This window comes from Posidoniimonas polymericola, assembly GCF_007859935.1.
GTDB classification, from domain to species: domain Bacteria; phylum Planctomycetota; class Planctomycetia; order Pirellulales; family Lacipirellulaceae; genus Posidoniimonas; species Posidoniimonas polymericola.
Map to the genome: position 1 here is coordinate 392,832 of NZ_SJPO01000004.1, position 12,918 is coordinate 405,749.

11 protein-coding genes are annotated in these 12,918 nt (G+C 68.9%); all 11 read right to left on the reverse strand.

Translation table 11 applies throughout. The features are described 5' to 3' along the window. Positions 1 to 50: 50 nt before the first annotated feature. Positions 51 to 2,348, reverse strand: coding sequence for a VWA domain-containing protein (locus Pla123a_RS10675; RefSeq protein WP_146586693.1), 2,298 nt, complete (start codon positions 2,346 to 2,348; stop codon positions 51 to 53). Beyond that, positions 2,345 to 4,606 carry a BatA domain-containing protein gene (locus Pla123a_RS10680; RefSeq protein WP_146586695.1) on the reverse strand — a complete coding sequence of 754 codons (2,262 nt, stop codon included), beginning with the start codon at positions 4,604 to 4,606 and terminating at the stop codon, positions 2,345 to 2,347. The genes Pla123a_RS10675 and Pla123a_RS10680 overlap by 4 nt, the downstream gene beginning before the upstream one ends. Before the next feature lie 53 nt (positions 4,607 to 4,659). Next, positions 4,660 to 5,628: a DUF58 domain-containing protein gene (locus Pla123a_RS10685; RefSeq protein WP_146586697.1), complete on the reverse strand. Its 969-nt coding sequence runs from the start codon at positions 5,626 to 5,628 to the stop codon at positions 4,660 to 4,662. 98 nt (positions 5,629 to 5,726) lie between these two features. Beyond that, the gene (locus Pla123a_RS10690) at positions 5,727 to 6,230 is read right to left on the reverse strand and encodes a DMP19 family protein (RefSeq protein ID WP_146586698.1); all 504 of its coding nucleotides are present in this window, start codon (positions 6,228 to 6,230) and stop codon (positions 5,727 to 5,729) included. 80 nt (positions 6,231 to 6,310) lie between these two features. Beyond that, the gene (locus tag Pla123a_RS10695) at positions 6,311 to 6,712 is read right to left on the reverse strand and encodes a type II toxin-antitoxin system VapC family toxin (protein ID WP_231956388.1); all 402 of its coding nucleotides are present in this window, start codon (positions 6,710 to 6,712) and stop codon (positions 6,311 to 6,313) included. Continuing rightward, positions 6,709 to 6,942, reverse strand: a complete 234-nt coding sequence (locus tag Pla123a_RS10700; protein WP_146586702.1) for an antitoxin family protein — start codon at positions 6,940 to 6,942, stop codon at positions 6,709 to 6,711. The genes Pla123a_RS10695 and Pla123a_RS10700 overlap by 4 nt, the downstream gene beginning before the upstream one ends. A 45-nt stretch (positions 6,943 to 6,987) precedes the next feature. After that, on the reverse strand, positions 6,988 to 7,992 hold the full coding sequence (locus Pla123a_RS10705) for an AAA family ATPase (RefSeq protein WP_146586704.1): 1,005 nt from the start codon (positions 7,990 to 7,992) through the stop codon (positions 6,988 to 6,990). 60 nt (positions 7,993 to 8,052) lie between these two features. After that, positions 8,053 to 10,398, reverse strand: coding sequence for an outer membrane protein assembly factor BamB family protein (locus tag Pla123a_RS10710; protein ID WP_146586706.1), 2,346 nt, complete (start codon positions 10,396 to 10,398; stop codon positions 8,053 to 8,055). Positions 10,399 to 10,496: 98 nt separating this feature from the next. Next, on the reverse strand, positions 10,497 to 11,024 hold the full coding sequence (locus Pla123a_RS10715; RefSeq protein ID WP_231956389.1) for a DUF420 domain-containing protein: 528 nt from the start codon (positions 11,022 to 11,024) through the stop codon (positions 10,497 to 10,499). After that, positions 11,021 to 11,824, reverse strand: coding sequence for an ABC transporter permease (locus tag Pla123a_RS10720; protein ID WP_146586708.1), 804 nt, complete (start codon positions 11,822 to 11,824; stop codon positions 11,021 to 11,023). Before Pla123a_RS10720 ends, Pla123a_RS10715 begins: the two co-directional genes overlap by 4 nt. 113 nt (positions 11,825 to 11,937) lie before the next feature. Then, positions 11,938 to 12,918, reverse strand: a complete 981-nt coding sequence (locus tag Pla123a_RS10725) for an ABC transporter ATP-binding protein (protein WP_146586710.1) — start codon at positions 12,916 to 12,918, stop codon at positions 11,938 to 11,940.

Below are 12,918 nucleotides of genomic sequence, written 5' to 3' on the forward strand. Positions count from 1 at the left end.
GGGGGAGGGGATTTTTCTGTCTCCCCCTCTGGGGGAGGGAGCCTGTTTCGTTATAGCATCGCCTTGCGTTTTCTCAGAATCCATTCCGCACACAAGCACCCGCAGATTCCCGCGAGCATCCACCAGCGGTTCCACAGCTCGATTGGCGGCAGCGACTCGATCGGCACCCGCTGGGCCTCGGGCAGGTTGGCCAGCAGCTGGTCGGCCTCGTCTAGTTTGTAGAACGCCCCGCCGGTCCGCTCGGCCGCGGCCCGCATGCCGGCAGAGTTCATTTCCAATTGGGCGAACTCGCCCGGCGGGTTCACGACGCTGAACGTCGCGCTGACGGCCTGGCTGTCGGCGCCGGCCAGCAGCACACGGTAAGAGCCGGCCGCCAGGTCGTTGAGGTCGGCCTCGAGCACGCCGGGCCGCACCGCCGAGGGCGCCAGCTCGACGCGTTGTTCGGGGCCCCCCTCGGGCTGCAGCAGCACCGCCGCCGAGCGGACCCCGCCGTCGGGCGTGCGGAGCCGCACCCGCACCGGCTCGCCCCGCTCGTACTCGCCCCGTTCGACCATCAGCTCCCAGCCGCGGTCGTCGCGTTTGAGCCGCCCGTGGGCCAGCCGCCGCAGCGTCTGCACCCAGTAGCGGGCGAAGTACACATCGCCGACCCGCTTCCGCCACAGGTAGCTCGAGTCGAACGCGTGGGCGAGCACCTGCCCGCTGCCAAAGTACTGCGACACGACCAGCGGCAGCGGCCGCCCGTCGGGCGTGGTGCGGTTGGGGTGCGTGGCGAGCACCTGCGCCGCGGGCTTCGGCTCGCCGAGGTCGGCGGCCCAGTTGAGTGGGGTCAGCTTGCGCCAGATCGATTCGCTCTCGGCGCGGCTGTCGCCCAGTTGGAACGACGCCCCCTGCATCCCCAGCGGCGTCGGCCGCAGCAGGAACTGCTCGGGCGGCGAGCGGCTGGCAATCGGCGCAGAGTCGAGGTCGGTCGGCGAGAGCGCGCGGAAGTCCTCGAACCGCTTGTACGACCACGGCAGGTACCGCGAGCCGGCGACCAAGATCACCCCGCCGCCGTCCTTGCTGACGAAGTCCGACAGCTCCGACCAGGTCGACCGCGGCAGCAGCCGCGGGTCGAGGTCCATCAGCACCACGACGTCAAACTGGTCAAGGTCGCCGCGGCGCATCGGGAACCGCTGCACCGCGGTCTGGTCGCTCGTGGCGTAGTCGAGGTCCGACTCCTGCAGGTAGGTCTTCAGCTGGATCGTCGAGTCGCGCCCCAGCAGGCTCTTCAGGTAGCGGAACTCGTACAGCGGGTAGCCCGCCGCCAGCAGCACGCGGACGCTCGCCTTGCGGACCTGCACGTCGAACGTGACGCGGTTGTTGTCGGGGTCGCGCTCGCCCTCGACCGGCAGGGCCTCAATCACGTAGCGGTAGTCGCCCGGCTCGGTGGGGCGGTGCAGCAGCTGGATCGGCTCGGACGAGTCGCCGACTGGGGTGAGGGTCTGGTCGGCCAGCACGCGGGAGTCCCCCTCCTGCCGCAGCGTCAGGCGGACCGGCTCGTTCAGCGCGCCCTTCACACGGAGCGTCGCCCCGAAGGAGAGGATGTCGTCGACGAACACGACCTCGTCGGCCAGCGGGTCGGAGAGCACAATGTCGGGCGGGCTCTGCTCGGCGCCGACGCCAACGAAGTACAGGCGTGTGCCGGCCCGGCGGGCGGCGTCCGCCGCGGCCGACAGCGACCGGCCCGCCGTGCTGCGGCCGTCGGTCCAGACCACCACGGCCTGGGGCGCGGGCCCGGTCGAGCGGTCGACCAGCGAGTCGATCGCGTCGCCGAGCCGGCTCATCGAATCGGGGTCCGCGGAGAGCGCGGCCACCGCATCGGGCAGCGGCGTGTCCGCGTCGCCGACCGCTTTGCTCACGTCATCGACACTGCGGGCGTAGGCGTCGTACTGGTCGTCGACCTGGGTGAGCAACGAGGCGTCGTTCTCCAGCAGCTTCGCCTTGACCTTGTCGATCCGTGTGGGCGCATCGGCGCCCCGGGCGGCGTCGGTCACGGTCATGCTGCCGGACGTGTCGAAGATCCAGCCGAACCGCGGCCGCCCCGATCGCGTGCCGGCCAGCAGCAGCTCGCTCAGCATCACCAGGATCATCGCGATGGTCGCCACCCGCAGCAGCCCCAGCAGCGCGCGGTAGGCGGCTCCGGCCGGCGTGCGCTCGCGGGCGTAGCAGTAGGCGACCAGCGCCACCGAGGCCGTGATCAACACCACCGTCAGCCACGGCGCGAAGGTCCAGTGCGTGCGGAGCCGCCACACGGCGTCGGTCTCGGGCGCGGCGGCCTGCGCGAGCAGTGTTAGCAGGTGGTTCGTCATCCGGCGGACCTCCCGAACCAGTAGGCGAGGAAGGTCTCGAGCAGTACCAGCAGGAGGGCCGCCATCAGCAGCCCGCGGTGCACGCCGGTGGCCGGCGCCAGGTTGGCCGCCTCGCCGGAGTCGGTCGTCGGCGAGTTGCGCAGCCGCAGCTCGGCCGGCAACGCGGCCGACGGCGTGCGGGCGAGGTCGCTCTCCCGGGGGTCGGGGTTCACCGCGGCGGCCGCCAGCGTGCCGGGGCGGTCCTCGGCGCGGACCACGTACACGCCGGCGCGGTCGGTGCGGTCGTACGACCACGCGCCGCGCACGGCCGAGACGAGCGTCGTCTCCTGCTGCCCGTCGGGGCGGATGACGGCCAGCTCGCTGCCGGCGGCCCACTCCGGCGCGGGGCCGCCGATCGCCTCGCCGACGGTCACCGCCGGCGGCCCGCCCCCGCCCGTGGAGGCGAACGACAGCAGCTCACGGACAATCGGCAGGAAACTCGGCCAGGCCGGCATCGCGGTCCACGGCTCGCCGGTCGAAGGATCAACCGAGGTGAGCGACCCGTCGGTGGCGAACAGCACCACCCGGCCGCGGCCGAACTCGGAGGTGACCAGCAGCGGGTCGCCGCCGGTGGTGGCGAGCGCCGTCTGCGACGCCGCGTCATTGGGCAGGATGAGCTGGTAGAACCGCGACACCGGCGTCGTGATCAGGCCGGCCCGCTCGCGGCCGCGGAACGGCGCGACGATCGGGTGCGTGTACTCCAGCGGGTCGAGTCGGAACTGCGGCGAGCTGACCGGGCGGCCGATCTCGGCCGGCAGCAGCCCGCCGTCCTGTTCGTCACCCGGCTTGAAGACGACCGGCGTCACGGTCCTGGTGGCGGCGGCCGGCGGGCCGAGCAGGTCGTTGTACCGATCGGCGTCGACGCGGTCGCCGAGGAAGAACACGGCCCCGCCGCCGCCGCGGACGTAGCTCTCGAGCCGCTGGGCCTCGTTCCGCGAGAGCTGCGCGACGTTGCAGAAGAACACGCAGCGGTAGTCGGCCAAGTCGATGGCGGCCAGCTCCGCGTCACTGACCACCTCGGGCTGGATCGGCGAGTCGTTGTCGCCGGTGGGGTTCAGGGCGCTGGCGACGTACATCGCCGCCCCGCGGCGGCCCTCGACGCACAGCACCCGCACGTTGTCTTCAACGCGGCAGGCGAGCCACCGCTGGTTGTCGGCCACTAAACGGTCCTCGGCCAGCCGGACCGACAACGTGTGCTCGCCCGGCGTGCGGATCTGGTGAGAGAATGAAACGCTCGCTGTCTGGCCCGCGCTGAACCGCGCGGTCTGGCTCGCCACCGCGACCCCGTCGACCACCAGGTCGACGAGCTGCTCTTCGGAACCAGAGTCTTTTTCGCCGCCGAAGCGGGCGATCTTCGCCCGCACCGCCAGCGGCCGCTGGGTAGTGGGGGTGGAAGTCTCGAGCCGCGTCTCGACAACCGCCGTGTTCTCGGCGTCCGGCTGGCCGACGTCGACGACCGTCAGCACGGCGTCCTCGATCAGCTTGGCGTAGAGCTGCGCGGCCTGGCCCGTCGCGGCCGACTCTGCCTCAGCATCGCTCGGGTCGCCTGCCGGCGCGTCCCCGGCGAGCGGGCCCCACGTCGCCGCGGTCAGGTCGGTGAAGAAGGTGATCTCGTGCCGGTCGACGTTCGACGCGGCCGCCTCGGCGTCGGTCAGCAGCTGGCGGACGAGCTGCAGCCCGCGGCCCAGGTCGGCGGTCCCCTCGGTCAGCTCGACCTGCTCCACCGAGCGTTTCGCCCGGCTGCGGTCGGAGGTCGGCTGCGCCAGCACCGCCCGCGGCGGCGCGGCGAGCGTGGCGACCGAGAAGACATCCCCCTCGCGGGACTGGTCGATCAGCTGCCCGGCGAGCCGCTTGGCCTGCGTGATCAGCTTGCCGGCGTCGGTCTCCAAGCCCATCGACAGCGACGCGTCCACCACCAGCATCCGGTGCGTCCGCACGCCGGGCCCGACCAGCCCAAGCGAGTCGAGCGTCGGCTTTGCGGCGGCGAGCACCACCAGCAGGATGATCGCGGTGCGGATCGCCAGCAAGATCCACTGCTGCAGCTGCAGCCGCCGCGCGTGCCGCTTGATGGCCGCCTGCAGGAACCGCACGGCGGCCCAGCGGGTCTCCTTCCGCACGCGTTTCATCCACAGGTGGATGAGGATCGGCGCAGCAGCGGCCCCCAGCCACCCGAGGATGGCGAGGTTGGCGAAGCCGAATGCGAGTGGGAGGGGGATCAAAGGGTTTGTCCCATGGCTGGCGCCATGGGCTTTATTAGGCAGTCGGTGTTTGGTTAGCGAACGCGCTGCTGCCGCGCGGCGAGGAAGCGGTGCAGCACGGCGTCGAGCGGCTGGTCGGTTCTTAGTTGCAGGTAGTCGGCCCCCTGGGTGCGGCAGCCGGTGGCGACTGCCGTGGTGAAGGCCTCGAACTCGGTGCGGTACGCCTCGCGGAGCCGGGCCGGGTCGGCCAGGATCTCGCCGGCGCCCTCAAGGCCCTTGAACAGCGTCGGCTGGTCGAACGGGAAGTCGAGTTCGGCCGGGTCGAGCACGTGGCACACCACAACATCGTGCCGGCGGTGGCGGAAGTGCTTCAGCCCGGCCAGCATACTGTCGACGTCGTCGAACAGGTCGCTGAAGATGAACACCACGCCGCGGCGGCTGAGCCGCTCGGCCAGGTCGTGGAAGATCGGGCCGGTGGCGGTCTTCTCCCGCGCGTCGACCCGCTCCATCTCGAGCAAGAGCTGGTTGAGCGTCGCCGGGCTGCTGCTGGGCCGCATGACGCGCCGCACCCGGTCGTCGAACGTGGCGAGCCCGACCGCGTCTTGCTGGTGCAGCACCAGGTACGCCAGCGCCGCGGCGGCGGTCTGGGCGTACTCGAGTTTTGACATGGGGGCGGCGGTCGCCGGCGCGCCGTCCGCCGGCTGACGCCGCCGGCTCTCGTTGCTTGCCGGCGCGGCGCTCTGGTAGGTCATGCTCTCCGACTGGTCGAGCACCAGGTACGCGATGAGGTTGGTCTCCTCCTCGTACTGCTTCAGGTAGACCCGGTCGGTCTTGCCGAACACCTTCCAGTCGACAAACCGCAGGTCGTCGCCGGGGGCGTACTCACGGTGCTCGGCGAACTCGATACTGAACCCCTGGAACGGGCTGCGGTGCAAGCCGGCGACGTACCCCTCGACAATATGCTCCGCGCGCAGCCGCAGCCCCTTGAGCTTGGCCAAGACCGCGGGGTCGAGGAACCGTCGTGATGTGGGGGGGGTGGGCATTCGGTGAGTGGTTTAGCGGAGTAGCCGGCGAGCTACGCCTCGGCGGGTTTTAACGCGGGGACTACGAAGCACCGGCACTAACGGTGAAGAACAATGATCTAAAAGCCGTAGTCGGGATCGAAATCGTGCGAAATCAGGTAAGCCTCTAGGAGTTTCTCAAGCTCTGGAAAGTAATCGTAGAGCTCCGAATCGCTGCTGTCGCAGACTTTCGCTTCCCTTCCTTGATTGTCCCAGGAGTTGATGATGTCATTCCTTCCACCAAGATCTGATGGAACTTTACTGCCGAACAGATCGCCAACAGCTCGTAGCTTCTCAACCGCAACTGTGGCTTTCAGCTCTGAGAGCGCGACTATGGTGTCGCTGTAGTGATCTGCCCCCGAATTGTAAAAGAAGCTAACCACCCCTCCATTATTGACTGAATCAATGAAAGCACGCGTGTTGAGCCACAAGAGTTCCGGTGGCTCCATGCCCTCGTACCCAACCGCGTGATATTTATCCCAGAGCCCGTCCCAATTCATTCTCACAGCAGGCTCCGAATCACGGCATCCACCGGCAACCAAGCACAACATGAGCACACATTGCTGCACCCTCACAACCTTCATGTGTCCTCCGTGTCCTCCGTGGTTAGTCCCTTCCGGTGCGCAACCGCCGAGGCGTAGCTCGCCGGCTACCTTTGCTAAACTCAAAACAATGTTGCAAATCCCGCCGCAGCAAAGTGCCGGTCGTTGGTGAACGACTCGGTCGCGCCCACTCTCCTCATCACTTCAAATGAAAGGCAATCGACAATACTCGGTCCGCCGGCGGGAGCGTTGCGATAGGCGGACCAGGCCGCTACGACCTCGCTAGGCGACGGGTCAATCAGGTTGCCGTGTTCGGACATCTCTTGAAACAGGTTCGCGACGACTTCCCCGTGACCGGTTCGGGCCATGGCGTTGCCACACTCCCACATCACCTGCGGCGTGGTGACATAGCGACCCGGGCCCGCGACCAATAATGCCCACGCCTTATTAGCCGCTTCATGCCACTGGTCACGGCGGTCCATCATAGCGAGCAATCCGACGGTATCGAGCAAGACAATCCTCACGGCTGGTGCTCGTTGTGCCGCTCCGCAAGATCGCCACTCTCCGAATCAAACCGCTGCGACAAGATCGCCTCGATGCGTTTCTTGTGGCCTTGTTCCTCGGCGTTCCCAACGACTTTCAGCACGAACTCCACCTCGCAGTTTTCCGGGAGCTGCACCGGCTCGGTTGGGTGGAACATCCCATTCGCAAAAATCGCGTGCACGGTCTTTTCAGAGCCGAAGCCGGGGTCCATTTTGATCTCCTTGTCTGACAACGACTTTTATCAGCATCTTCGGTTTTACGCCGCCGCTTCGATCGCGGTCTTCTCCAAGAGCGCCGTGATCACATCATCGGCGGTCACGCCGTCGGCTTCAGCGTTGAAGTTGGTCACGATGCGGTGCCGCAGCACCGGCTTGGCTACCGCCTTCAAATCGTCGGCCTCGACGCAGTGGCGGCCGGCCAGGGCGGCGCGGGCCTTGGCGGCGAGCACCAGGAACTGGCTCGCCCGCGGGCCGGCGCCCCAGCTGACGTAGTTCTCGACGATCTCCGGTACGCCGCCCTTGCGGACGCGGGTCTGCCGCACGAGGTTGATGGCGTACATCGCCAGGTGGTCGGCGATCGGCATCCGGCGGACCAGGTGGCTCATCTCAGAGATCTGCTCGGCGGTGAGCGTCGGGCTGATCTCGGTCTTGTAGTCGGCGGTGGTCTGCTTGACGATCTGCAGCTCCTCGTCGGCCTCGGGGTAGTCGACCTGCACCATGAACATGAAGCGGTCGAGCTGGGCCTCGGGCAGCGGGTAGGTGCCCTCCTGCTCGATCGGGTTCTGCGTGGCGAGCACAAAAAATGGATCGGGCAGCGCCCGGCGTTCGCCGCCCACGGTGACCTGCTTCTCTTGCATCGCCTCGAGCAGGGCGGCCTGCGTCTTGGGCGGCGTGCGGTTGATCTCGTCGGCCAGCACGATGTTGGCGAAGATCGGGCCCGGCACGAACTTGAACGCCCGGTTGCCGGTCGCGCGGTCCTCCTGCATCACCTCGGTGCCGGTGATGTCGGCGGGCATAAGGTCGGGGGTGAACTGCACGCGGTTGAAGTCGAGCGACAGCGAGTCGCTCAGCGAGCGGATCAGCAGCGTCTTGGCCAGGCCGGGCACGCCGACCAGCAGGCAGTGGCCGCGGGCGAACAAGGAAATCAGGAGCTGCTCGACCACCTCTTGCTGACCGACAATTACCTTGCCGAGCTCGCTCTTGAGCCGGCGGTGGGCCTCGCCGAGTTGGGTGATCGCCTCGATGTCGGACTCGGGGAGCATGCTGGGTCGCCTAAACGGGTAGGGGAGGAACCGCGGCGGGGCCGCGGGCTGGTATTCATACTAGTCGTTTACGCCGGCCGCTGCGCCGGGCGCCGCGTCCAGCAGCGAGACCTGCTCGCCCGGCTGCGGCGGTTCGGCCGGTTGCGGGCCGTAGACAGTCAGTTGTTCGCGGCTGGCGACCACCAACAGGCCGTGGGCGGGCGTTAAATTCGCCCCGGCGCCGCCGACCGGCGCGAGGTCGATCGGGGTGCGCGTCGCCGCTCCGGTCTCGGCATTGCGGGCGTAGATGGCGCCGCGGGTCGGCCAGAACACCTCGTCGCCGGCCAGGCAGCCGCGGCCCATGCCGCGGATCCCGGAGCGGGTGCTGCTGGGCCACTGGTAGCGCACCTCGCCGGTGTTCAGGTCGACGCCGGTGAGCAGCTCGCCGCCGGCGACCAGCGTGCCGCCGCGGACGCCGAGCAGTTCGACGCGGGGGTCGGACCGCTTGGTCGCCCACAGCCAACGTCCCGACGCCTGGTCGAGCGCGAACACGTGGGGCGAATCGACCGGCGCGGCCAGCAGCCGCCCACGGTACGCGATGCACGGCGAGACGCGCGGGGATTCGGCGCCGCGGTCGGGCGCTCCGCCGACCGGGTAGCGGGGGTACTCGGCGATCCAGTCGACCGCGCCGCTGCTGGCGTCGACCGCTGCGATTGCGCCGAGGTTGGAGTTGAAGAACAGTGTGCCGCCCTGCTTGGTGAGCGTGTCGGCCGGGCGGGCGCTGATGGTTTCCTCGGCGGGCGGGCCGCTGCAGACCGAGGTGAACCACAACTGGCGGCCGGTCGCCGCGGAGTAGCAGGCGAGCGCCACCCGGGGCCGCACCTCGGCGGCGTCGAGCGCCACGTAGACCAGTCCGCTCTCGACCAGGGGCGGGCCGCTGAACCGCCACGGCACGTCGGGCTCGTCAAGCTCGACAACCTGCAGGCCCTCGCTCAGCAGGCCGAAGCCGAGCAGCCGCGGGTCGACCGCGGTCCGCACCACCTGCCCGGTGCGCCGCGGGCGTTCACGACCGACGCGGGCGTACAGCACGCCGTGGTCGATCTCAAGCGGCCCGAGCGGCGTCTGGAACGCGCCGCCCAGCACGCCCGACTGCATCACCTGGAACGCCCGCATCCCCTGGGCCTGGTACATCGCCGGCCCGGCGTTGAGGACCGGCGCCTGGTACAGCAGCCCGTCCCTGGTGACGGCCGGCGCGCCGTCGGCCAGCTGCAACGCGATCAAGGCTCCGGCGTCGCGTGTCACAACCCAGGGGCCAAAGACCGCGGGCGTGACCTGTGGGGTCGTGCTGACGATCGGCTGGGGCTGTTGAAAGATGATCCGCCCGCCGCGCTGCACGATGCGGTTCACCCGCGGCCGCAGGTTGGCCAGCGACTCGACCGGCGTCAGCTTGTGGCTCTCGGACCAGATCGGGCCGACGATCTCGCCGAGCGGCGCGGCGACGCCGGTCCGCTGCGAGTCTCCCCCCAGCGTGGTCGCGCCGGCCGGCAGGCCCACACTCGGCCACTCAGCGGCGGCGGCCATCACCTCCGCGAGCCGCTCGCCGAGCGGCCCGCTAACGCCGGCCACGACGCCCTTGGCGTCGGGCGCCGCGAGGCGCAGCAGCGCGGCCTCGATCGCCGCGCGGTCGGTGTCCTGCTCGAGCAGCGAGATCAACGCCAGACGCGTCAAAGCCTCGGGGAGCGCGCCCTCGGCGTCGGGGTAGATGGGAGGCAGGGCCTCGCGTGGCGCCAGCAGCAGCGGCTCGATCTTCGCCCAGTGCTGCATCAGATCAACGCCCGCCAGCACGACGCCGATCGGCCGGCCACGCGGCCCCGACAGCAGCGGGTGCAGCCGGCCCAGCGCTCGGCGGGCGGCGGCGGCGTCGCCCCGTTCGATCGCCAGGTCCGCCAGCAGCAGCACCGCGCGCGGGGTCGCGGAGCTGGTGAAGTAGTCGTCGATTATCCGCTGAACGATGGCCGGGTCGCGGGCCTGTCGGCCCTCGTCGAGCAGCCGCTCGGCGGACGGGTCGATGCGGCGGCGGTACTCGGCGAGCACCTCGGCCGGCATCCGCGCGAGCCGGGCCTGGCAGGCCTCCCGCAGCGGCACGTAGCGGCCCTCGGGCAGTCGCACGAGTTGCCCGTCGGACTCGTCCATCACCAGGGTGATGGTCTCGAGGGCGTCCTCCCACTGCTGGTCTTCCTGCAGCGAGTCAACCTGGGCGAGCAGCCGTTCGGTGCGGCTGGAGACCGTGGCGGCCTCGATCGGCGAGGGGGCCGCCCAACAATCAGACCGCGGGCCGGGCGCCAGGCAGACAATCGCCGGCAAGGCGACCGCGGAAACGGCCGCCAGCAGCGACCGTCGCAGGGCGAGTGGTGAGGGGACGTGCATCGCCCGTGATTATACGGGCCGGCCACGGGCCTGACAAAGATTCATCACCCAGCGGCCGCAGATTTGCTGCCGCCCCGCGGGCCGACAGTTTCCGGCCGCTACAGCCCGGCCGGCGGCCATAGGTGGTACAGCATTACGTACACCAGCACGCCCGTCACCGAGACGTACAACCACACAGGGAAGGTAATCCGGGCAATTCGGCGGTGTTCGATTCGATACTGCCCGCGGGTCGCCCGTTCCTCGGGGGAGCACGACTCGTCCGATTGCGGCGAGTTGCACGCCAAGGCCTTGTGCCCGAAGTAGATGGTTGTCAGAGCGAGCGGCGGCACCGACAGGGCGAGCAGCACGTGCGACAACAGGATTCCGTAATAGACATAGCGGACCGGGCCCTCGGCCGTGAACTTCACGTGCTGCACCTGGTAGTGGTAGTACAGGTAGCAGACCAGGAACGCGGACGACACCGCGAACGCGGTCAGCATCACGCGTTTGTGCGCGACTTCCTTGCGCTGCTTGATCAGCACATAGCCGAGCACTAGCAAGACGGCGGCCAGCGCATTGAGCGCGGCGTTGACGTGCACAATCGGGTTGGCGGCGGCCAACGGAAGAATACTGAGCAGCGTGCTCACGAGACAAAGTCCCCCTTGGTGCGTGTGCCCGCTACCCGCCAGCAGAGGCCGAGCATGACCACGGCAAACACGACGCTCACCAGCCAGCAGAGCCACAGCGGCGGCGTGTTGCCGTCGGCGACCGTCGGCGGCGCAAGGCCGCTGAGCGTCAGCACCAGGTGCCGCTTCAGCCCGGCCACGCCGTAGGTCAGCGGGTTGAGGGCGACCACCCAGCCGAGCAGCCCGTCCTTGCCCTGCGGGAAGAACGCGCCGGACAGCAGCCACATCGGGAACAGGAACACGCTCATGATGGCGTGGTACGCTTGGCTGGAGTTCATCCGCCACGCGATCAGGAAGCCGAGCGAGGTCAGCGCGATCGACACCACCACCATCAGCCCCACGCCGGCCAGCGCCTGCAGCAGCGGCGGGTTGATCTCCGGGCTGGTGAGCCAGCCGAGCAGCATGAACAGGATCGCCTGGATCATGGCGATCGACGCGCCGCCGATCACCTTGCCGAGCACCATCGCCATCCGCGGCACCGGCGCCACCAGCACCCCCTGCAGGAAGCCCTCGTTGCGGTCCTCGATGATCGAGATGGTCGCGAAGATCGCCGTGAACAGCAGGATCATCGCCAGCGTGCCGGGGTAGAAGTGCGTATACCCCAGGTTGCTCGACCGCAGGCCCTCGCTGAAGAGCAGCCAGAAGATGATCGGCTGCAGGAACGCGCCGATCACCCGGTTGCGCTGGCGGAAGAACCGCACCAGCTCCCGCTGCGAGAGCGCGAACACGACCGGCAAGGCAGGGACAGTGGCGGAGTTCATGTCAGGCTTCTTGTTCTCGGTGGGAACACTGATCTTCGCTGACAACCACTGACTAGTGGTCATTAGCGTTGATTCGTGTTCCCTTCCTTCTTAGCAAAGGTCGGACGCTCGATCTAATGCTTCCGCTTTTTCTTCTTCGCGGTCTCTTCGGCCGACTTGAACTCGCTGCCGAAGAAGCGGTGCCCGGTGCGGTCGATGAACACGTCCTCGAGGCTCGGCTTGCCAATGGTCAGCTCGGTGATGCGGTCGCCGAATGCCTCGAACAGCTTCGGCGCCCAGGCGGCGCCGCCCGGCTGCTCGAGCCGCACCGAGTGGTCGAGCACGTTGGCGGGCACGTCAAACTTCTCGGTGATCGCCGCCGCCAGTTCTGAGGGGTTTTCTGTGCGGAGTGTGATCGAGTCGCCGCCGACCTGCGACTTCAGCGCGTCGGGCGTGTCGAGCGCCGCGACCCGGCCCTCGTGCACGATGGCGATCCGGTCCGCGCGGTCGGCTTCTTCCAGCAAATGCGTGGTGGTCAGCACGGTGACGCCCTCGGCGTCGCGGGCCTGGGCCAGGTACCGCCAGAGGTCGCTGCGGGCGGCCGGGTCGAGGCCGGTCGACGGCTCGTCCAGCAGCAGCAGCCGCGGGCTGTGCAGCATCCCCTGGGCCAGCTCCACCCGGCGGCGGAGTCCGCCCGACAGGTCGCCCACTTTGTCTTCGGCGCGATCCGCGACGCCCAGCTGCTCGAGCATCTCCTCGCAGCGGCGGAGCAGCGTCGCGCCGCTCAGCCCGTACAGCAGGCCGTGGCAGCGGAGGTTCTCGTTGACGGTCAGGTGCTTGTCGAGGCTCGGCGCCTGGAACACGACGCCGAGCGCCGCGCGGACCTGGTCGGCCTGGGTCTTGAGGTCGGCGCCGAACACGCTAACTGTCCCCTGCTGCAGCGGCGCGAGGGTCGAGAGGATGCGGAAGAAGGTGGTCTTGCCGCTGCCGTTGGGGCCGAGTACGGCGAACAGCTCGCCCGGCCGCACGTCGAGCGACAGGCCGCGGAGCGCCTCGCGGTCGCCGTACTTGTAGCGCAGGTCGGCAACGTGAACCGCGGCGACTTGGTTGTCCAT

What these genes read in the sequence shown, in the direction of transcription:
- Pla123a_RS10675 (WP_146586693.1), bottom strand. Translation starts at nt 2,348, where the DNA reads ATGACGAACCACCTGCTAACACTGCTCGCGCAGGCCGCCGCGCCCGAG.
- Pla123a_RS10685 (WP_146586697.1), bottom strand. Translation starts at nt 5,628, where the DNA reads ATGCCCACCCCCCCCACATCACGACGGTTCCTCGACCCCGCGGTCTTG.
- Pla123a_RS10690 (WP_146586698.1), bottom strand. Translation starts at nt 6,230, where the DNA reads ATGAAGGTTGTGAGGGTGCAGCAATGTGTGCTCATGTTGTGCTTGGTT.
- Pla123a_RS10700 (WP_146586702.1), bottom strand. Translation starts at nt 6,942, where the DNA reads ATGGACCCCGGCTTCGGCTCTGAAAAGACCGTGCACGCGATTTTTGCG.
- Pla123a_RS10705 (WP_146586704.1), bottom strand. Translation starts at nt 7,992, where the DNA reads ATGCTCCCCGAGTCCGACATCGAGGCGATCACCCAACTCGGCGAGGCC.
- Pla123a_RS10710 (WP_146586706.1), bottom strand. Translation starts at nt 10,398, where the DNA reads ATGCACGTCCCCTCACCACTCGCCCTGCGACGGTCGCTGCTGGCGGCC.
- Pla123a_RS10720 (WP_146586708.1), bottom strand. Translation starts at nt 11,824, where the DNA reads ATGAACTCCGCCACTGTCCCTGCCTTGCCGGTCGTGTTCGCGCTCTCG.
- Pla123a_RS10725 (WP_146586710.1), bottom strand. Translation starts at nt 12,918, where the DNA reads ATGGACAACCAAGTCGCCGCGGTTCACGTTGCCGACCTGCGCTACAAG.